We start from the raw sequence: 25,316 nt of genomic DNA, 5'->3' as shown, positions 1-25,316 counted from the left end.
CTACGCACGGCGCACACGAAAGCCTGCGGCACGACCGCGACTGATCAGCCTGCCGGCCAACGGCGGCCCCACTGCGGCCAAACCCCTACACACCGGCCTCTTCATCACGCACCAGACCCCGTCCGAACCGCCAAGACGCCGGACGGCACTCACGCCTGCCCACACTCACCCTTGACTCCCAGCGCGAAAGCTAGAGCTTCAGTACGTCGGCAGTCCGCACGGGCTGACCGGTTTCGAACGAGCGGTTGGCGGCCAGGCCGGTGACCAGGGCCAAGGCCGCCTGCCGCGCGTCCGCGACGTCGGCACCGTGCGTCGGATCGTTGTCGAGGAGTGCGGCCAGGACCCGCGGATCGGCGCCACCATGGCCGGTGTGATCAGGCTCGACCGTGTGGTCGACAGGCGGCGACCACAACGGGCGAAGCGTGATGCTGGTCCGAAATGTCGACTCTTCGACATCCAGCTCCAGCCGGCCGCGCGATCCGTTGAACATCACCCGGTAGCCCTCGGCCGGTGAGTAGGCGGTCAGGTGGTACGTCATCGTCGCGCCGGTGTCGTACGACACCAGCAACGCCATGTCGTCCTCGATCGTCACGCCCGGCGCGAACACGTTGCGGTCGCGGTAATACCCGTCCTCGCCCTCCGCGTCCAGGTACAGCTCCCGCATGGTCGCGTTGTCCGCCAGATGCAGAGCGAACGGGTCGTCCAGCGCCTCGGCGGATCCGTGTGCTCGTGCGTAGTCCCGTGCGTACCCATGCCGTCGACCAGGACCGTAGAAGGCCAGCTGGCCGCGCCCGTACACCAACTCCGGCTCGGCGCCGAGCCACCAGTTCACCAGGTCGAAGTGATGACTGGCCTTGTGGACCATCAGGCCGCCGGAGTTCGCCTTGTCGCGATGCCAGCGCCGAAAGTAGTCCGCGCCGTGCGATACGTCGAGCAGCCACTCGAAGTGCACGGAATGCACGTCACCGATCGCGCCCTCGGCCAACAGTGACCGCACCCGCCGGTGCACCGGGTTGAACCGGTAGTTGTACGCGACCGACAGCGACCCGCCCGTCTCCCGGACGGTGTCGAGGATGCGCTGCGCCTTCTCCGCATCCGTCGTCATCGGCTTCTCGCAGATCACCCGGACACCGGCCCGCAGCGCCGACTCGATGTACCGGTCGTGGGTCACGTCGACGCTCGTCACCACCAGCAACTCGATCCGCTCGACCCGCAGCATCTCGTCGAACCGCGCCGGCGGCCACTGATGAGCGGTACGGCGGCCGGCTGCCAGCAGCATCCGGTTGTGGAAGGCCATCCGGACCGAGTTCGGGTCGCACAACGCCACGACGTCGTACGCGTCCCGCTTGGCGAGTCCTTCGGTGAACAGTTGCGCGCGGTGGCCGGCTCCGACGATCGCCGTCCGCACAGGTGTGGACATGGATGACCCCCTATTGCTTGACCGCGCCGGCCAGGCCGTTGACGAAGAAGCGTTGCAGCAGCAGGAACAGCAGGACGATCGGAGCGAGCGTGATCACCGTCCCGGCGCACAGCAGCGTCCACTCGGTCGAGTTCTCGCCGATGAACGCGTACATGCCGATCGCGAGCGTGCGCAGCTCCGGCCGGCCGAGCGTGAAGACCAGCGGGATGAAGAAGCTGTTCCAGGCGGTGATCGCGGTGAACAGGCCGACCGTGGCCAGCATCGGGCCGGACAGCGGCAGCATGATCCGCGCGAACGTCTGGTGGAAGTTCGCGCCGTCGACCTGGGCCGCGTCCTCGAGCTCACGGTCGATCGCCATGAAGTAGCCCATGAACAGGAACGTGCCGAACACGACCCCGCCGGACGCCTGCACGATGATCACCGCCCACAGGCTGTTCAGCAGATGCAGCCGCTGCATCAGGTCGAACACCGGGATGATGGTGTAGCCGTGCGGCAGGAACAGCGTCGCCGACACCAGCCCCAGACAGAAACCACGGCCCGGGAAGCGTGTCCGGGCAAGTACGTATCCCGCGGTGGACGTGACTACTAAAGTAACCACCACCGTCCCGAGGGTGATCAGAAAAGTGTTCATGAAGTAGCGCCCGAACGACGCCTCGCGCCAGGCGTCCAGGTAGTTCGACCAGAGAAACTGCGATGGCATCGGGTTGAGCCCGCGGCCGAAGAACTCGTCGTCACTCTTCAGCGAACTGCCGAGCGCCCAGAACAACGGGTACAGCCAGGCCAGTCCACTGACCAGCAAGGCGACATGCGTCATCGCCGTCACCATCCGCCGCCGAGTCATCGCGCGCCTCCTGTCCCCCGGCGCCTCGCGAGAGAACGCAGTACGACGACCTGGACCACGGAGAACACGATCAGCAGCAGTCCGTAGATGAACGACGCCGCCGAGGCGAGCCCGATGTCGGGCTGGACCGCGTTGGCGTTACTGCCGCCGAAGGCCAGGTGGTAGATGTAGGTGTTCACGACCTCGGTGGAGAAGTACGGGCCGCCGCTGGTCAGCACCTGGACCAGGTCGAAGATCTGGAAGGTCCCGATCACCGCCAGGACGACGATCACCACTCCGACCGCCCGCAACATCGGGATGGTGATGTACCGGAACGTCGCGATCCGGCCGGCGCCGTCCAGCCGGGCCGCCTCGTACAGCTCCTCGGGGATCGTCTGCAGCCCGGCCAGGAAGTACACCAGGTTGTAGCCGAAGGTGTGCCAGATCCCGACCAGGATGATGATCGCCATCGCGAAGTGCGGGTCCCCGAGCCAGTCGACCGGCCGGTCGATCACGTGCACCTTCAGCAGCAGGTCGTTGATCGACTCGCCGAAGTTCGACACCAGGAGCTGGATCACGACCCCGATCACCGCGGCCGACGTCACCACCGGCAGGAAGAACAGCGTCCGGTAGAAGGAGGCGAACCGCAGCCGCTTGTTGTTCAGCACCAGCGCGAGCGCGAGTGCCAGCACCAACTGGATCGGTACGACGAAGGCGGCGTACACGAAGGTGTGGCCGAGTGACCGCCAGAAGATGCTGTCGTCGACGATCTGCCGGAAGTTGTCCAGCCCGACGAAGTCGGTCGGGTCGCCGATGCCGTCCCACTTGTAGAACGTGTACCCGAGCGACGCGATGATCGGGTACACCACGAAGCCGAGCAGCAGCACCATCATCGGCGCCAGGTAGACGTACGACCACAGATAGGTACGGCGACGCCGCCGCCGACCGACCGCAGGCGGCGGTCCGGCGGTGGCGACGTCGTCCCGTACGGCGGTCAGCGCCATCAGGCGACCGGTTTCGTCGTGTACGGCTTGGTCAGGTCCCAGTCGGTGAACGCGAAGTCCTTCAGGCTCGCACCGGCGCCGACCTTTTTCACCGCGTCGCCCAGCGCCTGGTTCATCTTGCCGGTGAGCTCGCTGAGCGCACCTTGGACGTCCTTGAGCTGACCGGTGTAGATGCCGGCCAGCACATCGTTGATGTCCGGCTTCACCGCGGGCAGCTCGAGCTTGGTCAGCTTCGGGTTCCGGATCGTCGGTTGCGGGCCGACCACGGCGGCGCCCGACATGGCGACGTACTGCGCGAACGGCGCGAACGTGACCGCCTTCGGGTCGTTGTTCTGCGCGTAGACCGAGAGCCCTTGGCCCTGCTCGACCCAGCGCTTGCCGGCGTCCGCGCTGTACAGCCAGTCGAACCAGGCCCAGGCCTCGTCGGCATGCTTGGACTTCGACGAGACCGCGACGAACCGGCCGCCGGGCGGGCCGTAGAACAACGCCTTCGGGTCGCCGCCCGGCGTCGGCAGCGTGACCAGGCTGTAGTCGGTGAACTTGTGCTTGGTCCACTCCGGCTGGTTCCAGACCCCGCCGACGGTCATCCCGAACCGGCCGCGCTCGAAGAACGCCCGCGCCTGCTCGTCGGAGATGCTCATCGAGCTCGGGTAGAACCAGTTCTTGCCCTTCCACTCCAGCAGCAGGTTGATCACGTCGGCGTAGTTGCGGTCGGTCCCGAAGGTCCACTGCCCGACCCGGTAGTCCATCCCGTCGATCCCGCCGACGGCGGCGCCGCCCGGCGAGCCGGCCCCGCGGACGAACAGATCGAGCCACCAGGCCAGGGTCGTGTTCGTCGAGTTGCCGAAGCCGAACGGCGACACCTTGCCGCCGCTCTTCGACGCGATCGCCTCGGCCGCGCGGCTCACGTCGTCCCAGGTCTTCGGTAGCTTGACGCTGCCGTCGGGGTTGGTCAGCCCGGCCTCCTTGAAGACGCCGTGGTGGATGTACAGCTGCAGGGACGGCGCCGGGGCCGCGAACGGCGCGGTGTAGACCTTGCCGTCGAAGACGTCGACACCCTCGACGAAGCTGTTCTGCGGGAAGCGGGACTGCCAGGACTTCGTCGCCCACTTGTCCACCGGCATCAGCCAGCCCTGCGAGACCTGCTGGCTGAGCTGCGGGCTCTTCGGGATCATCAGGATGTCCGGCGGGTTGTTGCTGCGGTACGCGAGCGAGACCAGGTCGGCGTACTTGTCGCTGACCTGCGTGGTCTTCTTCACCGCGATCCCGGGATTGGCCTCCTGGAACAGCTTGATCTCGTTGTCGACCCAGCCGGCCTGGCTGGCGTACCAGTCCCAGTAGGTGATGGTGGTCCGGGCCTTCGAGCCCTCGCCGCTGTCGCCCGACGAGGAGCAGCCGGCGACCGCTCCCGCACCGGCCAGCGCCGCTGCACCTCTGAGCAGGGTCCGTCGTGAGATGCGTGATGACATGGGTTTACCTCCGATGAATACTGGCGGCCGCGCCGCACGCCGGTGACGTGGACGATGCGGTCTGGGTCAGGGTGCCGAGCCGCCAGGTGAGTGGACTGCCGTCCCAGCTGACCGCGACCCGGCGCGGCCGCTGGAAGGGCAGGAAGTGAACGGACTGGCCGCGGTCCGACGGTCCGGGGCTGAAGTAGTTGTCGCTCCCGACCGGGACCGGGATGTAGTAGTTGTTGGCGTTCGAGTAGCCGAAGTACGCCGTGTACGTGTTGTCGACCGAGTTCCGTACGACGCAGGCCGCGGTCGGCTGCACCGGGTTGAACGCGGTCTGCTCGACACCGGCCGGTTGCAGGGCCGCATCGTCGACGTAGACGTTGTCGTTGGCGACGACCCACTCGGCCTTGGTGAGCGTGCCCGTCCAGCTGACCGGGATGTTGTCCGCGGCAACCTTCGTCCAGCCGGACGCGTTCACCGCGGCCGACGCCAACGGCACGGTCGCGACCGACCCGTCCGACTTCGTCAGCTTCAGCTGCACCTGGGCGGTCCCGGTGCCGGTCGCCAGCCGGATCCAGGCCGAGGTCTTGTACGACGCTCCGTTCGCCACGGTCACGGTTTGCGTCGGCGTCGTACCGAGGATTGCGGTGGAGCCGCCGTGCACCTGAGCGGTCTGCGCGGTGCAGGACGTCGAACAGGTCCAGTTGTCGGTGCCTTGCTCGGCGTCACCGTTGGTCAGGAGGTCGCGGCCGGCGACCGGCTTGGCCTTCGGAGCGAACGAGGTGTCGTCGACCAGGAGGTTGCCGGTGCCGGTCGTCGTACTGATCCACCACTCGGCCTTGGTCAGTGTGCCGGTCCAGGCGACCTTCGTGTTGGCCGCGGAGATCCGCGTCCAGCCGGTGCTCGTCACCGGTGCCTGACCGAGCCTGATCGTGGTCGATCCGGTCGAGGTGGTCAGCTTCAGGCTCACCATCGCGGTGTCGGAACCACTCGCGAGCCGCACCCAGGCGGACGAGTCGTACAGACCGCCGTTCACCACGGACACGCCCTGCGCCGGGCCGGCCCACGCTGCTGCGCGTCCGGTGATCGACAGGTCGCCGCTACCGGTGTGCGGAGTCGTCGCCGCGTTCTTGAGGGTGCACGTGCCGAGGCAGTACCAGCCCGTCGTACTGGATTGGTTCTCGAGCGTCCCGTTCACCAGGACAGACGGCGTCGGCAGGTACGGCGTTGTCGCCGGCGGACCCTGGGCGGGTGGTGGCGTGCCGTCGGTCGGCGTGATCCTGATGTCGTCGAGCGTGCACTCCGACGTGGTCGGGTTCGGGTTGGACCAGGCGAACACCTGGATCCACTTCGTCCCGGTCGGAGGCGTGAATGCCGCGAGCTTCTGGGTGTAAGCGCGTTCGTCGGCGTAGGTGAGCTCGTACTGGAAGGTCGGAGTACCTGCCGTCGCTCCCCCGCGCACCCCGATGTAGCACTGGGTGCCGCCGCCATTGAGGCGTCCCCAGCCGGACAGCAGGTAGCTCGTGCCCGGCGTCAGGCCGGTGATGTTCTGGGTCACGCCCGACCCTGGGCTGAGCGAAAGCGCTGTGTATCCGCTGTGCGCGTTGGCGGCAGTCGATGGGCCGGTGCCGAGCGGAGTCCAGCCGCGGGTGCCGCTCTCGAAGTCGCCGTCGCCGACCGGGTTGGGCTGCGCGGTCCGGACCGTGGTCGCGATGCCGTCGGCGATCACCTTCACGGAGGCGCCGGCCGTGGTCGGCATCGGTACCTTGACCTGCTTGGAGATGCCGTTCACGGTGACCGTCACCAGGTAGTCACCGAGGAAGCCACGCGTCCCGAACGTCCCGCCGGCGCTCGTCTGGCCGTTGACGCTCGTATGCCACTGGCGCTTGATCAGATCCTCCCAGACCAGCGCGTTCGGCTTCGGCGACCAGTCGGCGTTGTAGAGCGCGACCCGCGGGTTGTAGATGTTGTTGGCCCAGATCCCGAAGTTGCTGATCTGGTTGACATTCGGGTTCGAGAACATCGCGGTCATGAAGTCGCGGGTGTAGTCCGCCTGCAGTTGCAGGTCATCGGTGTCCACGTCGAACTCGGTGATCGCCACCGTCACCCCGAGCGCGGCGAACTGGTCGACGATCGACATCAGGTCGTCCGGCGAGGTCAGCTGCAGTCCGTTGAAGTGGCTCTCCATGCCGACCAGGTCGATCGGCGCACCGGCCGCCTTCAGCGACTGCACGATGCCGTAGACGTGGTCGCGGTGCCGCTTCTCCCAGCCGTTGTTCTCCAGCAGGCCGTAGTCGTTCAGCGCCAGCGGCACGGTCGGGTCGGCCTGGCGGGCCAGCCGGAACCAGGACTCGATCTCGCCCGGACCGAGGATGTCCTGCAGGCTGTGCTCGGAGTACGGCTCGTTGACCACGTCCCACTCGTCGACCATCCCCTTCAGCGTGGTTGCCTCGTCGGTGATGTGGTTGTTCACCCGGGCCCGGAGCGCGGCCGGATCGTTCTGCAACGTGACCAGGTCCGGCGGCATGTAGCCCCAGGACGGCCAGATCAGGGTGTGGCCGCGGACCCGCAGACCGCGTTCCCGCATCCACTGCAGCGCGGGCATGGTGATCGTGTCCCGCTCGGCCTGGTTCTCCCAGTGGTTGCTCCACTTGAGGTTGTTGCCCAGGGCTCCTTGATTGAACAGCGTCGAGGCCTTGCTCTGGTACTGCGCCAGGTCGCTCGCGCTGATCCCGCTGGACGGGTCGCCGATCAGCCGCGACCCGTCGGAGGCGGCGCCGAACTTGAACGCGCTGGTCTGCTGCACGGCGGACACGGTCGCGCCGCTGACCGGATTGCCGGCCGGGTCGACGACGGACACGGCCAGGTTTCCCTTGCGGTACTGGTCGATTCTGGCGTTGGCCGCTGTACGCCAGGCTGCGTTGGCCTCGCGACCTTCGTACGTCACCTGCGGGTAGCCTGCTGGCGTGCCCGGCCCCCAGTCCTTGACCGAGACGCCGGCGATCTGGAACTTCTGAGCGCCGTACCCGAGCCAGAGGTTGAGGTGCGCGGCGGTCGCCGTCCCCGCTTCGTAGGTGACCGCGGCGCGGACCGGGAACTCGAACTTCTGCCACTCCGGGCCGTAGAGCAGCGCCGCGTTCATCGACTTCTTGTACGGCGGTCCGTCGGTCTCGAAGACCACGTGCGCGTTCCCCGTCGTACTGCCGGGCGTCGGCTCGATCGACCGCATCCAGAGGGTCGCGACAAGCGCGTCGCCGGCGGTCACGGTCTGGGTGGCGGCGACGCCGAGCGTGATCTCGTACTCGCCGTCGAGCCCCGGGCTGTGCGGGGCGTTCGGCACGGTGACCTCGAGGGCCTTGGTGAAGTTCGGGTTGCCGGTGATGGCGACCTGCTCCGTCGAGTCGGCAGGCAGGTTCTTGAACTGCGTGAAACCGGCAATCGGATCCGCCGGCAACACCTCGAACGGCACCACCTCAGCCCGAGCCACAGGCTGCCCCACCACCCCCACAACAACCACAACAACCGCAGCGGCGGCACTGGCCCAACGCCGCCTTCGAGCGGAGCGAGGGGGAGGGGGTATTTCCTGGTTTTTGATCACTCCGGGGTCCTTCCAGAGGGCGCGCAGCAGCACCTGACCCGCCGGCCGCCGGCCGGGGTCTGTGGGGGGAACGGCTGTGTGCGCTGTCGGTGGGCGCGATAGGCGCCAGGAGTCGTTGGTCGGGCGGGACCTCGATCCGGAGGATCAGGCCTTGGCGGTCTGCGACCGTCCGCGCGGGGACCGGGTCACGGGCACCGGCCCGCAACTCGCCCGGACGATCAGGCTGGTCGGCATCACCAGGCGAGGCAACTCCACCTCGCCGGTCGCCGGCTCTTCGGGTTCGTCGTCGTTCGGGCCGATCGCCTCGACCAGCATGGTCGCGGCGCGCTTGCCCATCTCGACGAACGGTTGCTGGATTGTGGTCAGCGGCGGACGGATCTGAGCCGCGGACTCGATGTCGTCGAAGCCGATCACCGACACGTCCTCGGGCACGCGCAACCCGGCCTCGGCCGCGGCGGTCATCACGCCGTACGCCGTCACGTCGGAGTGCGCGAACACCGCGGTCGGCCGCTGACCGGCCGGCAGCGCGAACAGCTCCCGCGACCGGGAGCGGATCTGCTCGGGCACGAAGTCACCGGGTTTGGTGAGCTCGGGATCGGGCTGGATGCCTGCAGTGCGCAGCGCGTCCAGGTAGCCGCGGTAGCGGTCCTGGCAGCACCGGTACGCCATTCGGCCTTGCACACAAGCGATTCGCTCGTGTCCGAGTTGCATCAGGTGGTCCATCGCCGTCAGCGCGCCTTCGTAGTTGTCGGCGGTGACGGACGGCAGGTCCACGTCGGCGTCGATGGTGTTCACCAGGACGACCGGCAGGCCCTCCTGGTGCAGCTGGACGAGTGGCTCGAGCGGCTGCTCGTGACTGACCACGAGCAGGCCGGACGCCATGCTGGAGGTCAGCACGCGGTCGATCAGCGAACCGTAGTCACGGTCGTTGGTGGCGGTGTACAGGATGATGTCGAACCCGTTCCGCTCGGTCACCGCGGCCACCCCGATGTTGATCGAGGCAACCATGTGCCAGGACAGGCCGGGCACGACCATCCCGATCAGCCGGGTACTGCCCTTGGCCAGCGCGGTGGCCGCGAAACTCGGCACGTACCGGTGCTTGCGCATCACCGCGAGCACGTGCCGGCGGGTCGCCGGGTCCACCTTCGGGCTGTTGTTCAGCACCAGCGAGACGGTGGACTTGGACAGGCCGGACAGCGCGGCGATGTCGCGAATCGTCAGCTTCGCCATCCGGCCCCTCCCTTGATCAGCGCCGTTGGACTGGTCCAACGGGTCAGCACCGGAACGTAACAGCGGGCGGGAGCGAGGTCAACAGTCCGTACGCAAACGGTTTCATCGCTTGGCCATTGCGCTTCTCGGAATCTTCGTGCCACCATCGAGCCACCGTGTTGGACCGGTCCTACGCGGGCCGGGATCACCTGCCGGGACCGGTCCGGCACGCCCACTCCCGCCGGCCCGCCATCGCACCAGGCTGTGCCCCTTCGGCAGCCTCTGCTGCACTTCGCCAAGCTTCTGCAGGAAGGCCGCCCATGCCGCCGTACGCCCTCGACGACTTCGCCTTCGATCTCCGCCGCGCCGTGCCGCCGGACCAAATCTGGGTCGGCAGCGGCACCGGAACCGTCAGCCGGCTCGCGGGCACCGTCTGCGGAGTCGGCGGCTGGTTCTCTCCCCCACACGCGGCCGCTGACAGCCGCCTCACGATCTCGTTCGAGCTGGACGGCCGGACGATCCCGGACGGCACCCGCCCCGGCGCCGGCGACCGCGGCCTCCTCCCCGCCGGCGGCACCTGGCGTCCAGACCGCCTGACGCGCCGAGGCACCTACCACCAGTACGTCGACGGCCGCCTCATCTCCCTCGCCGTCGAAACCACCCTCTCCCCCCGCCACGGCGAACCCGGCTACATCCTGACCATCCACATCCACAACCGCTCAGACCGCACGCACCAACTCACCGTCCACCCGGCACTCGCTCCCACCCAGGCCACTGCTGTCCAGCTGTCCAACTGGGGCTGGGTCCCACCCGAACCGGGCCCGGGCGGTCCGGGCGGGCTGGCACCTGGCACCAGCACACCCGTCACCCTCACCCACGCCGGCCTCACCGCCCGACTCCCCCCGGGCGGTCACGCCACCTTCAGCCTCGCCGTCCACCCCGCCGACGCAACGCCGCCCGCCGACCCCGCCGCGGACGCGGCCGCCACCACCCGCGCATGGACAGCCCGCATCGACCAGGCCCTCGCCCGAGTCCCCGTCCTCACCAGCGACATCCCCGGCCTCGAGCAGTACTACCGCCGTTCGCTCGCCAGCGGCCTCGTCTGCTGGTGGGACCACCCGGACTTCGTCACCACCCCGTTCATCGCGACCTCAGGTCTCGACGGCGGCGCGCTCTGCGCCTACGCCTGGGACACCGGCGGCTACGCCCCCAACGTCCTCAGCCTCATGCTCGGCGACCACGTCGTCGACCTCATCGAGTCCTTCCTCGACGCCGACCTGACCGACCGCTACGCCATCGCCCCCGACGGCACCGGCCTCGGCGTCGCCTACGCCTACAGCGGCTGGTCTCTCACCATGCTGACCCGCGCTGCCGCCGCGGACCGCCGGCTCGACCCCGGTCTCGTCTCACGGCTGTACGACGTACTCACCGCCCTCGACAAACGCTTCCGTCCCGACGACCAGACCGGCGTACTGCGTGACTATGGCGACCAGAGCAACCTTCTCGAGATGCGCGGCGCCGGCTGGGAGCACGTTGTCGCCAGCCCCAACGCCGAACGCGCCTGGTCGCTGGAGACCCTGGCCGAACTGGCCGAACTCTCCGGCGCCGCCTTACCCGTCGACGAGTTGCGCGCGTCCGCCCACCAGATCCGGACCGAGGTGATCCGCCAACTGTGGGACGCCGACGCCGGCTGGTTCCGCAGCCGCTACTCCGACGGTCACACCGAGCTCGCCTACTCGATCCAGGCCTTCGACGTACTGCGTTCCGGCGCCTGCCCACCCGAGGTCGCCGCAGCCCTGATCAAGAACCTCCGTCCGGGCGCGTTCCTCGGCGAGTACGGCGTCAGCAGTGTCAGCGCCGAGGACGCACGCCACTACGAGACCGCCGACATCGACTGGTCCGGCGCCGGCGCCTACACCGGCGAAGCTCCCCAGCTCGCGCTGACCCTCTGGGAACGCGGCGAATCAGCACTGGCGTGGGATGTCCTTCGCCGCCTCTTCTGGATGGGCGACCACTACCCGTACTTCCCGCAGGACCACTACTCCGACAAACCCGGCGCCCCCGCCACCGGCCGCCGCGCCAACGTCATCGCCGGCCTCACCGGCGCCGAAGCCATCCTCACCGGCCTGGCCGGCATCCACCCGAACCCCGACGGCTCCCTGACCATCAACCCGCACCACCTCCCCGAAGGCACGCTCACCCTCACCAATTACACCCACCAGAACCACACCATCAACCTGACGATCACCCCCGACCGCACCGCGATCACAGTCGACGGCCGCGAGGTGAACCCCGGTCAAGTAGTCCCTCCCCGCCCTGCGTAACTCCCTCGACCACGAGGTCCTGGCGCACATCAGACCGGCTGACCGTGAGAACGTGCACTTCTACGGCAGCCGCACAGAGAGGCGTCCTGATGGAGATCCCGCAGTCCGACTTCGCTGAACGCGCTGAGCTGCACCGGGGCGAGCTGCGGGTGCACTGCTACCGGATGCTCGGGTCGTTCGACGAGGCGGAGGATCTGGTCCAGGAGGTGTACCTGCGGGCGTGGCGCGGACGGGACGGCTTCGAGGGCCGTTCGTCCCTGCGCGCCTGGTTGTACCGGATCGCCACGAACGCCTGCCTGGACTTCCTGGAGGGCCGTCGCCGCCGGACGCTTCCCGATCAGGCCGATTCGCCGGACGGCCCGTGGTTGCAGCCGTTCCCCGGCCACCTGTGGGAGCCGGCGGCGCCGAGCGCGGACGACCCGGAGGCGGCGGTGGTCGCGAAGGAGACGCTGGAGCTGGCGTTCCTGGCCGCCATCCAGCACCTGCCGCCGAGGCAGCGCGCCGCGACGATCCTGTGCGACGTGCTGGGCTGGCCGGTTCGCCAGACAGCCGAGGTTCTGGACGGCAGCGTCGCCTCGGTCAACAGTGCCCTGCAGCGGGCCAGGGCCACCCTGCGCACCCACCTGCCGCCGGGCCGGTCAGACTGGGCTCCGTCAGCCCCGCCCACCGACGAGGACCGCAAGATCCTGCGCCGCTACATGTCTGCGGTGGAGCGCGGCGACCTTGCCGAGGTCGCGGAGCTGCTGGCGAAGGACGTGCGGGCGACGATGCCGCCGTACCCGGAGTGGTTCGCCGACCGCGATGGCGTGCTGGCAGCGCTGGCCGAGAGCTGGGACCCCGGCTCGCCGTACTACGTGGGAACGCTGCGCGTGCTGCCGGTCGCCTGTGCCAACGGTGAGCTGGCCGCAGCGACGTACCGGTGTCCGCCGGGCGGGGACACGTACGAGCCGTTCGGCCTCGGCGTGCTGCAGGTCCGCGACGGCCGGATCACGGAGATGGTCGCGTTCCACGAGCCGGCCCTGTTCCCGGCGTTCAACCTCCCACCCACGCTGGACCGATGAGGTTTGGCGGTCGATGCCGTCTCAATACTGCACGAGGCAATCAGCCGCAGAGGAGAGACACCAGTGAACGACATCGAACCGCAGACCGCCGACGGCAAGGTGCTGTGGCACTTCACCATGTCCTTGGACGGATTCGTGGCCGGGCCGAACCACGAGATGGACTGGATGATGACCGGCATCTCGCCCCAGCCGGGACTGATCGACGAGTACGTCGCGACCACCGGCGCGGTCCTCGGCGGCCGGCGCGGCTGGGACCAGTTCCCGGATCCGGGGGCCGTCTACGGAGGTGCCTGGACCGGGCCCATCTTCGTGCTCACCCATCACCCGGAGGACGCCGCCCCCGCCGAGGGCGTCACGTTCCTGGACTGTGACGTGGCCGAGGCGGTGCGGATCGCGCTGGCCGCGGCCGACGGCAAGAACGTCGAGGTGCTGTCGCCAAACATCGGTGCACAACTCCTCGAACGCGGCCTGCTCGACGAGATCGACCTGCACATCGCGCCGGTGCTGCTCGGCGACGGCATCCGGCTGCTGGACCTGCCCGGTGGCCGGCCGCACTACCTCCACCGGGTCAGCGACGGCGACCCCACGGCCGAGCTCACCGTGCGATACCGGCCGGTCAAGCCGTGAGCACAGGATCTGCTGAAGGAGTCGACGTGACGATTCAGAGTGATGTGCAGGAGATCAGTGCCGGAAGGCGCCGGCGTATTCGGGCTCTCGCAGTACTGGGAGCCGTCGTGGCGGCCGTCCTGGTCTGGGTGGTCGGCGAGCCGTTGCTCGGCAACGACATGGTCATCAAGGCCGAGGGGCAGGAACCGCAGGATCTCGGGGCGAGCGCGTTCATCATGTTCTCGCTGTTCTTCTCCCTGCTGGGCTGGGCGCTGCTGGCCCTGCTGGAGCGCGTGACCGCGCGCGCCCGGCTGATCTGGACGGTCGTGGCACTGGCGTTCCTGGCCGTGTCGTTCGTCTTCCCGCTGTTCACCATCGAGGCGTCGGGTGGGACCAAGACCGTGCTCGCACTCGCGCACGTCGCGGTCGCCGCAGTACTCGTTCCGGCGTTCCGGGCGACCTCCCGCAAGTAGCTGTTGGAGGTGGTGAGGTTGTCAGCCTCGGCCGAGAACGCAGAACTCGTTGCCTTCCAGATCGGCCAGAACCACCCAAGGTACGTCGCCCTGGCCCACATCGGCCGGGGTGGCGCCGAGGCCCCGCACCCGAGCCACCTCCACCGCTTGATCCTCAACCGGGTCCGGCAGCAGGTCGAGATGCGCGCGGCGCGGCAGGTCCTTCCCATGGGGTGTGCGGAGGAACTCCAGATACGGCCCGGTCCCCCTGGCAGACCGCAGCATCGCGTGCTCGTCGGTCACCTCGTGCACCGTCCAGCCCATGACCTCACCCCAGAACCGCGCCATGGCCCGCGGGTCGGTGCAGTCGACAACCACCGCCGCGATCGGCCCGGTGTCCCGGTAGAGCTTCCGAGGCTCCAGCACACACAACAGATTCCCTTCTGGATCAGCCAAAACCGTCCACGGGACGTCCACCTCAGCTGGCGTAGCGCCAAGCTCCATCAACCGCGCCACCAGTTCCGCATGATGCGCCGCCGAACTGGTTGCGAGCTCAATGTGGGCACGGTTCTTCACCGTCTCCGGGTCCGGGACCCTGATCACATCAAGACTGACCGCACCGGGCAGCGGCCACCCAGATCCCACCGGCAAAACCCCGGTGGCCCCAGCCTCCGCGCCCACAGTCCCCCACCCCAACGCCCCAGCCCAGAACCGCCCCAGTGCCAGGTCATCCCCAGCCTTGAAATTGACCTGCACAAGCTCCAACGCCATCCCGCAACCCTATGCGGACACCCCCGTACGAGCCACGAACTTTCCGAGTCGGCGACAACACGCGCACACACGTGGCTGCACCGATCAGAAATCCTCCGCCCCGTCGTCAGTTCTGGTAGCCCTCCCGTACCGGTGGAAGGATTGATGACCATGACCGAGGCCAGACTGCTGGGCGCCGACGAGGCCACATTCATCGCGGCGGTCCGCTCAGACGACACGGCGCGGTTCGCACTCCTCACGGAGCGCTACCGGCGTGAGCTGCAGGTGCACTGCTATCGGATGCTCGCGAACTACGAGGACGCCCAGGACATGACGCAGGAGACGTTCCTGCGAGCGTGGAACAAGCGGGAATCGTTCAAGGGCCACGCGGCCCTGCGGACCTGGCTGTACCGGATCGCGACGAACGCCTGCCTCGACTTCCTGGAGAAGCGCAACGACCGCACACCCGCACCGTCCGAGCTGCCGGACCTCGACTCCGAGGTGCTGTACCTGCAGCCGTACCCCGACCGGATGCTCCCCGAGGACCCGCAGGAATCGGTGGTGGCGCGGGAAACGATCGAGCTGGCGTTCATCGTCGCCGTCCAGCACCTGCCGCCGCGGCAGCGGGCGGCGTTCATCCTGCGCGACGTCCTCGGCTGGCCGGCGTCGAAAGCGGCCGACGCCCTCGAGCTGACCGTCGCATCGGTGACCAGCGCACTGCAGCGGGCTCGTGTGACGATGCGCGAGCAGCTGCCCGACCGCCGCCTCGACTGGCGGAGCCCCGCCACCCACGAGCTGTCGAACGACGAGCGCGGCGCGGTGAAGTCGTACATCGACGCCCATGAGCGCAACGACCTCGACGGGCTGACGTCCCTGCTGCGCGACGACCTGCGCTTCGCGATGCTGCCCGATCAGGGCACCTCGGTCATGACGGCCAGGGACGCAGTGGACGGCTGGGTCTCCGGTGGGCTCTTCCAGCGCGGCTACGACGACTGGCGCGGTATCACCACGACGGTCAACCGCATGCCTGCCGCCGCGCTGTACCTCCGCACCCCCGACGACCCGAAGTACCGGCTGTTTGCCATCGCGGTCCTGCACGTCGTCGACGGGAAGATTGCCGAGCTCACCGGATTCGACGCCGACGACAAACCATGGCTGGGCCTGCCCCCGACACTGGAATCAGACGACGTCACCGCGGAATGAGCACCCGACCAGCTGCACACCAACGCGGACACCACCGCCCCGCCGGCGTTGCCGGCGGGGCATCTTTGCACGAGCCGAGCATCTGGCCCGTGCTCAGCGCCTCGTCTCGTAGCGGGTCAGTACGACGCCGCCGGGAAACGTCCGCGTCTCCACCAGGTTCAGGTTCACCCAGCTGTCCAGGGCGGTGAAGAACGGCGTGCCGCCGCCCAGCAAGACCGGTGCGGTGACCAGCAGGTACTCGTCGATCAGCCCGGCCCGCATGGCCGCTGCGGCGAGTGTGGCGCCGACGAGGTCCATAGGGCCGCCGTCTTCGGCCTTGAGCCGGGTGATCTCGGTGACCGCGTCGCCGGTGACCAGGCGGGTGTTCCAGTCGACCGTGCTGGTCGTCGAGGAGAACACGACCTTCGGCATGTCCCGCCAGCGGCGGGCGAACTCGATCTCCGCCGGTGTGGCGCCGGGCTGCTGGTCGGCGGTCGGCCAGTGGGAGCTCATCGTCTCCCACAGTTTGCGCCCGTACAGCGCCAGGTCCGTCGCCCCCACCCGGTCGGACCACCACTGGAACAGTTCGTCGCTCGGTACGCTCCAGCCGAGGTCGTCGCCGGGCGCGGCGATGTAGCCGTCCAGGCTCACGTTCATTCCGAAGATCAGTTTCCGCATCGTGCCAGCCTCCTGTGAGTCGATCTCACACGTACAGACGGGCACCGCGCGGAAACCTAATCGGTGCACGTGGGAAGGAATCAGCTGGCGAGGATGGTGGGGAAGGATTTGAGGACTGAGTCGAAGTGGTGGTCGGCGACCGGGGTGTCCAGGGTGTGGTGGTGGCCGATGCGGATGGTTTTGAGGCCGGCGTTGATGCCGCCGGCTACGTCGTACGACGGGTGGTCGCCGACCATCCAGCCGTCCGTGAGGGTGGCGCCGGTCTGGGATGCGGCGATCTCGAAGATGCGCCGGTCCGGCTTCCGCACCCCGGCGGCCTGCGAGATGCAGCAATAGTCGACGGCCGCCGCGATCCCGGTGTGCTCGAGCTTGCCCGTCTGCTGTACGACGTTCCCGTTCGTCACCACCGCCACCCGCCACCCCGCCGTACGCAACGAAGCCAGCCCATCCAGCACCGCCGACTCCACCCACGTGAACGGCGGATGCTCGCGATCGTAAGCGGCGACCAACTCCTCGACCGACCCCCTCACCCCGAACGCCGACCGCAACCCCACGAACAACTCCTCCCGCGCCGTGAACCCACCGTTGTCATGAGCAACCAACCACTCGACCGCGTCCTCCCCCACCCCGGCCCGGTCCACAAACCACCGAGCCCACCCCAGAAACGCACCGTCCCGATCAATCAACGTGTTGTCCAGGTCGAAGCAGGCCAGGCGCGGGGTCCCACCATCGGCGGTCACGTTCGATGCGATCCTTGTCGTTCAGGGCACGAGTGACAACAGCCTATCTAGGGGTCGAGCAGGTATGGACTCGGTCATGCCACCGGACGGCCACGTGCACACGGAGTGGTCGTGGGACACCGCCGTCGGATCGATGGAGGCTTCGTGCGCCAGGGCGATCGAGCTCGGCCTGCCGTCGGTGGCATTTACCGAGCACGCCGACCTGACGCCGTGGGTGATAGCTGGTGAAGAAGTGGACCTGCTGCCCGAGCACCTCCGGGTCCGGGTCCGGCCCGACGGGGTTCTCGAGGCTCCGGCACTGGAGGTGTCGGGATATCTGGCGTGTATCGAGCGCTGCCGGGGGCGGTTCCCCGAGCTTCGCATTCTGTCGGGTGTCGAGCTGAGTGAACCGCACTGGCATCCCGAGCAGACGGCCGAACTGCTCCGCAGTGGTGGGTTCGAGCGGGTGCTCGGGTCGGTGCATGCATTGCCGGATGGCGACGGGCACCGGGAGATCAGCGGTTTGTACGCTCGCCGCCCGAGTCCGCAGTTGGTTCAGGAGTACCTGGCTGAGGTCCTCCGGCTGGTGGAGTCATCCGCCCCGTTCGCCGTGCTGGCCCACATCGACTACCCGATCCGCTACTGGCCGCAGCGCTCGGGCGTCTACGAGCCGGCCACTTTCGAGGACGAATTCCGCGCTGTTCTCCGCGCGCTGGCCGGAAGTGGCAGAGCGCTGGAGGTGAATACGAAAGTGCCGCTGCATGGTGAGGTCGTCCGTTGGTGGTATCAGGCCGGTGGTGATGCGGTTGTCTTCGGCAGTGACGCGCATGACCCGGCCGCGGTCGGCCACGGCTTCGCGGCGGCAGCGGCGATGGTCGAGTCGTGCGGGTTCCGCCGTGGACAGACTCCGCACGAGGTGTGGACGAGAGCGGCACACAGCACCGTGAGCTGAGCCGCTCAGGCCCACCCGCCGTCCGTCAGACGTCGATGCGGTTCTCGTCGAGTTCGTAGGCGCCCTGGACCAGGAACTCCTTGCGCGGCGCGACGTCGTTGCCCATCAGGAGGTCGAAAACGTGGGCTGCGGCCTCGCCGTCGTCGACGGTGATGCGGCGCAGCGTGCGGTGCCGAGGGTCCATGGTGGTTTCCGCGAGCTGGTCGGCGTCCATCTCACCGAGACCCTTGTAGCGCTGCGGCGGTTCCTTCCAGCGCACGTTCTTCTTCATCAGCTCGGCCGTCTTCCGCTGGTACTCGGCGTCGCTGTAGGTGTACAGGTACTTCTCCTGCCCCTTCTTCGGGTTCGTCAACTCGAACCGGTGCAGCGGCGGTACGGCGGTGTAGACCCGGCCGGCCTCGACCAGCGGCCTCATGTACCGGAAGAACAGCGTGGCCAGCAGGCAGCGGATGTGCGCGCCGTCGGAGTCGGCGTCGGCCATGAAGATGATCTTGCCGTAGCGGACCTGCTCGAGGTCGAAGCTGCGGCCGGACCCGGCGCCGACCACCTGGATGATCGAGGCGCACTCGGCGTTCTTCAGCATGTCGCCGACCGACGCCTTCTGCACGTTCAGGATCTTGCCCCGGATCGGCAGCAGCGCCTGGAACTCCGAGCTGCGGGCCAACTTCGCCGTACCGAGCGCCGAATCACCCTCGACGATGAACAGCTCGGAGCGGTCCACGTCGTTGCTGCGGCAGTCGGCCAGCTTCGCCGGCAGCGCCGACGACTCCAGCGCCGTCTTGCGTCGCTGCAGCTCGCGGTGCTGACGCGCGGCCACCCTGGTCCGGGAGGCTGCGACGACCTTCTCGAGTACGGCGCGGGCCTGCGCCTTGTGCTCGCGCTTGTTCGAGGTGAGGAACGACTCCAGCTCGCTCTGCACGACCTTCGCGACGATCCGCGAGGCGGCCGGCGTGCCGAGGACCTCCTTGGTCTGGCCGTCGAACTGCGGCTCGGCCAGCCGGACCGTGACGACGGAGGTCAGGCCCTCCAGGACGTCGTCCTTGATGACCTCCTCGCCGCTCTTCAGCAGCCGGGTGCCGTCGAGGGCGTTGGTGAAGCTCTTGGCCAGCGCGCGCTCGAAGCCGGCCACGTGGGTGCCGCCCTTGGGCGTGGCCACGATGTTCACGAACGAGCGGAGCTCGGTCTCGTACCCGTCGCCCCAGCGGACCGCGATGTCGACGTCCAGGTCGCGCTCGACGTCGGTCGGGGTCATGTGCCCGGCGTCGTCGAGCATCGGCACGGTCTCGGTGAAGTGGCCGGTTCCGGTCAGCCGGATCACCTCGGTGACCTTCTGGTCGGTGGCCAGGAACTCGCAGAACTCGCTGATCCCGCCGTCGTGCTTGAAGGTCTCCTCGGTGACCTCGTCGCCGCGCTCGTCCCGGATCACCAGCTCGAGCCCGGGCACCAGGAACGACGTCTGCCGCGCCCGGGTGACCAGCTCGTCGTAGTTGAAGGTCGCGTCCCGGGTGAAGATCTGGCGGTCCGCCCAGTACCGGATCCGCGTCCCGGTGACGCCCTTCTTGGCCCGCCCGGCCTTGCGCAGTCCCTTCGCCGGCGTGAACCCGGCCGAAGCGCCCTCGCCGTCGAACTCACCGGCGACACCGCGCCGGAAGGAGGTGGTCCAGACCACCCCGCCGCGGTCCACCTCGACGTCGAGGCGCGCGGACAGCGCGTTCACCACCGAGGCGCCGACACCGTGCAGACCGCCGGAGGCGTTGTAGGAGCCGCCGCCGAACTTGCCGCCGGCGTGCAGCTTGGTGAACACGACCTCGACACCGCTGAGTTTGGTCTTCGGCTCGATGTCGACCGGGATGCCGCGGGCGCGGTCCTTCACCTCGACCGAGCCGTCCTTGTACAGCACGACGTCGATCCGCTCGCCGTGCCCGGCCAGGGCCTCGTCGACGGCGTTGTCGATGATCTCCCACAGGCAGTGCATCAGGCCGCGGCTGTCGGTGGACCCGATGTACATACCCGGCCGCTTGCGCACCGCCTCGAGTCCTTCGAGGACGAGGAGGTGCCGGGCGTTGTACGTCGGGTCGAGCTCGGTACTGCGAGGCGTCGGGGCGGCCACTGGGCTCCTTCACTGGTTCACAAACTCACTGCAACACATCCGGACCCGGCCGGGGTCCGAACGCCTGCTCACAGACTATGCGGCCCGACCCCCAAAACCGTGCAACCGGGGCTGTGGCGGGCATGCGACCGGGTACCGGGGTCACAGCGGATCGCTCGATCAGAAAGGTGTTTTGGCAGGTATCGATCCGGACTCGATCCGGAGTGGTGTACGACACTCCGAACATTGGCGCACAGTGACGGCACCATGGCGCACAGTGAGAGAAGACACGCCCGACACCCGCCGGAAACATAAATTCGCCCGCTTCCGAAACGATTCCTCGTCAAGATGCGTCATACGGGAACAGGTGGTTCGTCTCACATACGGACACGCTGCCCCTACCGGGAAGCGATCCGCATGTCAGGATGTTGCTATCTGGTGAGTACGGAACTAGATGAGATGAGGCCTCAAGTGACTACAGCACTCGCCCCGAGTTCGACCCTGTCGGCTGCGGACCGTTGTGACCGCTGCGGCGCGCAGGCCTACGTCCGTGTCACCCTGACCTCCGGTGGGGAGCTGCTCTTCTGCGCCCACCACAGCCGGGAGCACGCGGAGAAGCTGCGCAACATCGCGATCACCATCCACGACGAGACGGGCCGGCTCGAAGCCACCCCGAGCGTCGCTGCGGACGACGAGCGGTAAGCCCAAGCTTCACAAACGCGCCAACGACGGCGCCAAAGTCATAGAGGCTGTGATGGCGGTCACCCGGAAGGGTGGCCGCCATCCTTCATTGTCAGATGAGAGGTACGTCGGAAGCGTCAGATGAGAGGTACGTCGGGAGGCGGGCCGTGCCGGCGGAGTTCTTGCCAGGCCCGGGCGAGTCTTGCGACCGCGTCGTCAAGCACGGGCTCGGCGTACGCGAACGGCACTCGCAGGTGGTCGTCGTGCCGACTGGTTGGATCCATTGCGCGACCCGCGACCACCTCGACCCCATGACGCAGCGCCACCTGGGCGAATACCCGCGCGTCGGTGTCCGGCAGCCGGATCCACAACGCGGACCCACCTTCCGGCTCGGACCACTCCCAGTCAGGTAGCCGCTCGGCCAGCAACTGCCCCATCAGCTTCCGCCGCGCCGTCGCCACCCGCCCCCGCGCCGCCGTCAGCTCCCCCAGCCGAGGCAGCAGCCGCGCCGTCAACGCCTGGTCGATCACCGGACTGCCGAGGTCGGCCAGTGCCTTGTGCCGCGCGAGCCGTTCGGCCAGCGGCCGCGACGCGCGGATCCATCCGATCCGCAGCCCACCCCACACCGCCTTCGACACCGATCCGATGGTCAGCACCTCGCTGCCGTCCGGCGCGTACGCCGCCAGCGGCGGAGGGATCGCCGGCCCGGCCGGATCCCACGCCGAGTACGCGTTGTCCTCGACCACCACGACACCGTGCTTGGCCGCGAGCTCGGCCACCTGCCGGCGCCGGTTCGCGGACATCAGCCGCCCGGTCGGGTTGTGGAACGTCGGCATCACGAACAGCATGGCCGGCTGGTGCTCGGCGAACGCAGTCGTCAGCAGATCCGGCCGGATCCCGGCATCATCCAGCGGTACGCCGACCACCCTGCCGCCAGCCGCCCCGAACAGATCGAAGCAACCGGGCCAACTGGGCTGCTCGATGACCACGGCCGCCCCGGTCCGTAAGTACATCTGGGTCACCAACGCGATCGCTTGGTGCGCACCGGTGGTCACCACGATCTCGTCAGGTGACGTCGGCAGGCCGGACTCCTCGAAGTGCTCGGCGATCCGCTCCCGCAGCACCCGCAGCCCGCGTGGGTGATAGCCGACATCGTCCAGGAGCGTCGGCAGGTCGCTGCTCGCCAGCTCGATCAGCTCTGCGGCCAACTCGGGCATCCCCGGGTCGACGGCGTAGGTCAGCGAGATGACCTCACCTGGTCCGACCGCTATCCGATGGAACAGCGACTCGCCGTACCCCACCGGCATTCGCTTGTCCGCTCGTGAACGACCACGGCTCGCGGCTCGGGCGATCGTCGTACCGCTCCCCCGGCGGCTCTCGACCAGGCCGCGGGCGCGGAGCTCGTCGTACGCCGCGACGACGGTCGAGCGACTGACTGCGAGGGCCTCGGCGAGGCGGCGTTCGGCGGGCAGGCGGGCGCCGACCGGTAGCTCGGCCGAGCCGATCAGGCCGGCGATCGCGTCGGCCAGCCGGCGGTACAGGCCGCCGCCCGGCCCGGTCAGCCGGCCGCCGATCAGGTCCGCCAGTGCGGCGGCATCTCCAGAACGGTCCACTTCTCCCCTTATTGGCTCGGGTGGACTGCTTCTCTCGCGGCCAGGCTAGTACCACAAGCCAGTCCAGTTCGAGAGGGAGAAGGATCATGGGGATCGCGCAGCTGCTGGGGTTCGCCGGCACGACGGTGGTGCTGGTCGGGATGCCGGGGCCGAACAATCTCTACATCTCGCTCCGGTCCCTCACCCAGGGACGCCGAGCCGGGGTGGTCTCCGCGCTCGCGATCGAGACCGGCACCCTGGTCTACATCGTCGTCGCCGCCCTTGGGCTGGCGACGCTCGTCGAGGCGTCGCCGGTGTTGTTCACCGCGATCACCCTGACCGGCGCGCTCTACCTGGCCTACCTCGGCGTGAAGATGCTGCGGATGCCGGCGACCGAGACCGCCGGCGGCGTTCCGCCCGCGCCGCTGGGCCGCGTCTTCCGGGACGGCGTCGTGGTGAACCTGCTGAACCCGAAGGCGGCGCTGTTCTTCCTCGCCTTCCTGCCGCAGTTCACCAGCCGCGGCGCCGGACCCGACCAGCTACGGACCGAGATGCTGCTGCTCGGTGTCGGCGCCCTCGTTATCGGCCTGACGCTCGACCTCTGCTACGCCGTCGGCGCCGATGCGATCGGCCGCCGGGTCCGCTCGGCGCGGGCCTCCAGCCGGTGGCGCAACCGCATCGTCGCCGCGGTCTACCTGGCCCTCGCGACAGCTGCCGTCCTCACCGTGTGAGGCCCTCCGGGGCCTCCAGTACCGTCAACTCGCCCGACTGCCAGTGCAGGGACAGGCTGTCGTTCCCCAGCCGAAGACCGGACACCTTCAGCGACTCCCAGGGCATCGTTTCTGCCGGGTTGAGCACCAGCGTGCCGCCCGGGACGTCGGGCTCGATCCCCAGCGCCGCGACGACGACCGCGATCGCGGAGGCGGCGGCCCATGCCTGCGGGAAGCACGACAGCGGGTACGGCGTCGGCGTCGACTCGTCCGCCAGCCCGCGGCCGCCGTACAACTCCGGCAGCCGGTAGTCGAACGCCTCAGCAGCACGCATCAGACCCTCGACGTACGACGAAGCACGCGAGGCGTGCCCGGTCGCGTACAGGCCCTGGACGGCCATCGCGGTGTCGTGCGGCCAGACGCTGCCGGTGTGGTAGCCGAGCGGGTTGAACCGGGTCATTGCCGTGGTCAACGTTCGCAGTCCGAAGCCGCTGTCCAGATCGGCGCCGGCCAGGACCTCGGCGACTGTCAGCTCCTCGTCGGCGTCGAGCAGACCGGTGCCGAGCAAGTGGCCCATGTTCGACGCGCGCCCGGCGACCGGGTTCTTCTCGCCGTCGAGCGCGATGGCCGGATAGCCGTCGACCCAGAAGGCGCTGCGGAACCGCTCCTGCAATGCAGCCGCCCACACCCGCCACTCATCACCGGACTCGCCGTGGGCCTCGAGCAACTCGGCTCCACGGACGGCTGCGGCGTACGCGTAACCCTGAACCTCGCACAGCGCGATCGGCGCGGAGGCGATCGTGCCGTCCGGCCACTGCACTGCGTCGGCCGAGTCCTTCCAGCCCTGGTTGGCCAGGCCGTGGCCGGACTCGTCGATGTACTCGAGGAAGCCGTCGTCGTCTGGGTCGGAGTACTCCTTCATCCAGGTCAGGGCGTTGCGGAGGTTGGGCAGCAGGTCCCGGACCTGGTCGGCGGGCATCCCCCAGCGCCAAGCCTTGTGCAGGGTGGTGATCCAGAGCTGGGTCGCGTCGTGCGTGCCGTAGTACGCCGCGGGCAGGACCAGGCCGCCGCCGTGGTCGGCCACTTCGGCGCGGAGCTCGTGCGGGATCTTGCCGGGCTGCTCGGCCGAGTCGGGGTCAACCTTGGTGCCCTGCCACGCGGCAAGAGCTCGGAGCGTACCTGCGGCCAACTCGGGGTCGACCGGGATGAGCATGCCGGAGGAGATCAGCGAGTCGCGGCCGAAGAGGGTGAGGTACCAGGGCGGTCCGGCGCCGAGGTAGCGGTCGTCGCCGGCTGCGAGCTGCAGAGCCTGCACGTCCGCGAGCGATCGGGTCACCCAGCGGTCCACGCGCTTGTCGTTGCAGTCGACGGCGAAGGCGTAGGGCTGCCGGTCGGCCGGCGGGTCGATGCTGAAGGCGGTTGTCGGCTTCGGGAAGTCCGCTGCGACCCGCAGGGTCACCGTGAACTCCTCCCCCGGCTCCAGGCGCGGCCTCGCGGTCACGCCGGGGTCGAGGTGCACTGTCACCCGGGTGCCGGAGTTGTCCCAGTGCAGCCGGGCCGCGCCGTCGTACGCGGGACTGAGCTCGGGCAGGTCCGCGGCGGCGCCGCTGCGGACGGCCGCCGTACCCGCGAGGTCGGTGCCCAGGGCAACGTCCAGCCTGCACTCGACCGTGGCCCGGGAGCGGTTCACCAGGCGGATGCGCTCGGTGACGCCGTCGGAGCGGACCTCGCGGGTGCGGTACAGCATCACGGTCGGGTCGTGCCGGTTGGAGTCGCCCAGTCCTTCGACGACGGCGACGTACTCGTGCACCGAGGCAGAGCGTTCGTCCGCGTGGATCGGGACCGGCGGCTCGCCGTCGACGGTAACGCTCAGCCGGGACAGGATGCGCCGGTCCCGGGCGTAGACCCCCTCCGCGCCGGTGCCGGTGAGCTGACCGGAGCGGGGCGAGAGGACCACCCAGGGAGCAGCGAGTGCGATGACCAGTTCGTGCAGCTGGGGCATGTCACCCACCCTA

At 68.6% G+C, this 25,316-nt stretch carries 20 protein-coding genes; 8 read left to right on the top strand and 12 right to left on the bottom strand.

Annotated elements, in window-relative coordinates:
- Positions 1-190: 190 nt before the first annotated feature.
- From AB0H36_RS41315 to AB0H36_RS41290, 6 genes are all read right to left on the bottom strand, one after another.
- Entirely contained in the window at positions 191-1,420 is a 1,230-nt protein-coding gene (locus AB0H36_RS41315; protein WP_360536358.1) for a Gfo/Idh/MocA family oxidoreductase, read from the bottom strand.
- 10 nt (positions 1,421-1,430) lie between these two features.
- Positions 1,431-2,261 (bottom strand): carbohydrate ABC transporter permease, encoded by an 831-nt coding sequence (locus AB0H36_RS41310; RefSeq protein ID WP_360536357.1) that lies wholly within the window; start codon positions 2,259-2,261, stop codon positions 1,431-1,433.
- Entirely contained in the window at positions 2,258-3,244 is a 987-nt protein-coding gene (locus AB0H36_RS41305; RefSeq protein ID WP_360536355.1) for a sugar ABC transporter permease, read from the bottom strand. The genes AB0H36_RS41310 and AB0H36_RS41305 overlap by 4 nt, the downstream gene beginning before the upstream one ends.
- Entirely contained in the window at positions 3,244-4,713 is a 1,470-nt protein-coding gene (locus tag AB0H36_RS41300) for an extracellular solute-binding protein (protein WP_360536353.1), read from the bottom strand. The genes AB0H36_RS41305 and AB0H36_RS41300 overlap by 1 nt, the downstream gene beginning before the upstream one ends.
- 4 nt (positions 4,714-4,717) lie before the next feature.
- Positions 4,718-8,185, bottom strand: coding sequence for an endo-1,4-beta-xylanase (locus tag AB0H36_RS41295; protein ID WP_360536351.1), 3,468 nt, complete (start codon positions 8,183-8,185; stop codon positions 4,718-4,720).
- 255 nt (positions 8,186-8,440) lie between these two features.
- Complete coding sequence (locus tag AB0H36_RS41290) at positions 8,441-9,526, bottom strand: LacI family DNA-binding transcriptional regulator (RefSeq protein ID WP_360536349.1); 1,086 nt, start codon at positions 9,524-9,526, stop codon at positions 8,441-8,443.
- A gap of 299 nt (positions 9,527-9,825) precedes the next feature.
- Here AB0H36_RS41290 and AB0H36_RS41285 point away from each other — a divergent pair, with 299 nt between their 5' ends.
- The 4 genes from AB0H36_RS41285 (at position 9,826) to AB0H36_RS41270 (ending at position 13,969) form a co-directional block, all read left to right on the top strand.
- A complete protein-coding gene (locus AB0H36_RS41285) occupies positions 9,826-11,829 on the top strand; it encodes a hypothetical protein (RefSeq protein ID WP_360536347.1) in 2,004 nt (667 codons plus the stop codon).
- Positions 11,830-11,918: 89 nt separating this feature from the next.
- The gene (locus AB0H36_RS41280) at positions 11,919-12,890 is read left to right on the top strand and encodes an RNA polymerase subunit sigma-70 (RefSeq protein WP_360536345.1); all 972 of its coding nucleotides are present in this window, start codon (positions 11,919-11,921) and stop codon (positions 12,888-12,890) included.
- Positions 12,891-12,953: 63 nt separating this feature from the next.
- Positions 12,954-13,517 (top strand): dihydrofolate reductase family protein, encoded by a 564-nt coding sequence (locus AB0H36_RS41275; RefSeq protein ID WP_360536343.1) that lies wholly within the window; start codon positions 12,954-12,956, stop codon positions 13,515-13,517.
- 26 nt (positions 13,518-13,543) lie between these two features.
- Positions 13,544-13,969 carry a DUF6069 family protein gene (locus AB0H36_RS41270; protein WP_360536341.1) on the top strand — a complete coding sequence of 142 codons (426 nt, stop codon included), beginning with the start codon at positions 13,544-13,546 and terminating at the stop codon, positions 13,967-13,969.
- 21 nt (positions 13,970-13,990) lie between these two features.
- Here AB0H36_RS41270 and AB0H36_RS41265 read toward each other — a convergent pair whose 3' ends face one another.
- The gene (locus tag AB0H36_RS41265) at positions 13,991-14,704 is read right to left on the bottom strand and encodes a VOC family protein (RefSeq protein ID WP_360536360.1); all 714 of its coding nucleotides are present in this window, start codon (positions 14,702-14,704) and stop codon (positions 13,991-13,993) included.
- A gap of 165 nt (positions 14,705-14,869) precedes the next feature.
- Here AB0H36_RS41265 and AB0H36_RS41260 point away from each other — a divergent pair, with 165 nt between their 5' ends.
- Entirely contained in the window at positions 14,870-15,901 is a 1,032-nt protein-coding gene (locus tag AB0H36_RS41260) for an RNA polymerase subunit sigma-70 (protein ID WP_360536339.1), read from the top strand.
- A gap of 93 nt (positions 15,902-15,994) precedes the next feature.
- Here the strand turns inward: AB0H36_RS41260 and AB0H36_RS41255 are convergent, their stop codons facing one another.
- Both AB0H36_RS41255 and AB0H36_RS41250 read right to left on the bottom strand, forming a co-directional pair.
- A complete protein-coding gene (locus tag AB0H36_RS41255; RefSeq protein WP_360536337.1) occupies positions 15,995-16,558 on the bottom strand; it encodes a dihydrofolate reductase family protein in 564 nt (187 codons plus the stop codon).
- An 80-nt stretch (positions 16,559-16,638) separates the two neighbouring features.
- Positions 16,639-17,298 (bottom strand): HAD family hydrolase, encoded by a 660-nt coding sequence (locus AB0H36_RS41250; RefSeq protein WP_360536335.1) that lies wholly within the window; start codon positions 17,296-17,298, stop codon positions 16,639-16,641.
- Positions 17,299-17,362: 64 nt separating this feature from the next.
- Between AB0H36_RS41250 and AB0H36_RS41245 the strand changes: the two genes are divergently transcribed.
- Positions 17,363-18,229, top strand: a complete 867-nt coding sequence (locus tag AB0H36_RS41245; RefSeq protein ID WP_360536333.1) for a PHP domain-containing protein — start codon at positions 17,363-17,365, stop codon at positions 18,227-18,229.
- A 25-nt stretch (positions 18,230-18,254) separates the two neighbouring features.
- On the opposite strand, the gene AB0H36_RS41240 is transcribed toward AB0H36_RS41245, so the two are convergent.
- Positions 18,255-20,339, bottom strand: a complete 2,085-nt coding sequence (locus tag AB0H36_RS41240; RefSeq protein ID WP_360536331.1) for a DNA topoisomerase IV subunit B — start codon at positions 20,337-20,339, stop codon at positions 18,255-18,257.
- A 438-nt stretch (positions 20,340-20,777) separates the two neighbouring features.
- Here AB0H36_RS41240 and AB0H36_RS41235 point away from each other — a divergent pair, with 438 nt between their 5' ends.
- Complete coding sequence (locus tag AB0H36_RS41235) at positions 20,778-21,020, top strand: hypothetical protein (RefSeq protein ID WP_360536329.1); 243 nt, start codon at positions 20,778-20,780, stop codon at positions 21,018-21,020.
- Between the two features lie 116 nt (positions 21,021-21,136).
- On the opposite strand, the gene AB0H36_RS41230 is transcribed toward AB0H36_RS41235, so the two are convergent.
- Positions 21,137-22,612, bottom strand: coding sequence for a PLP-dependent aminotransferase family protein (locus tag AB0H36_RS41230; protein WP_360536327.1), 1,476 nt, complete (start codon positions 22,610-22,612; stop codon positions 21,137-21,139).
- Between the two features lie 86 nt (positions 22,613-22,698).
- Between AB0H36_RS41230 and AB0H36_RS41225 the strand changes: the two genes are divergently transcribed.
- Positions 22,699-23,322 carry a LysE family translocator gene (locus AB0H36_RS41225; RefSeq protein ID WP_360536325.1) on the top strand — a complete coding sequence of 208 codons (624 nt, stop codon included), beginning with the start codon at positions 22,699-22,701 and terminating at the stop codon, positions 23,320-23,322.
- On the opposite strand, the gene AB0H36_RS41220 is transcribed toward AB0H36_RS41225, so the two are convergent.
- Positions 23,312-25,303: a glycogen debranching N-terminal domain-containing protein gene (locus AB0H36_RS41220; RefSeq protein WP_360536323.1), complete on the bottom strand. Its 1,992-nt coding sequence runs from the start codon at positions 25,301-25,303 to the stop codon at positions 23,312-23,314. The two genes, AB0H36_RS41225 and AB0H36_RS41220, sit on opposite strands and share 11 nt — an antisense overlap.
- Between the last annotated feature and the right edge of the window lie 13 nt (positions 25,304-25,316).

Source organism: Kribbella sp. NPDC050820 (genome assembly GCF_040653975.1).
Taxonomy (GTDB): Bacteria; Actinomycetota; Actinomycetes; order Propionibacteriales; family Kribbellaceae; genus Kribbella.
This window is presented reverse-complemented; position numbering and strand designations above follow the sequence as displayed.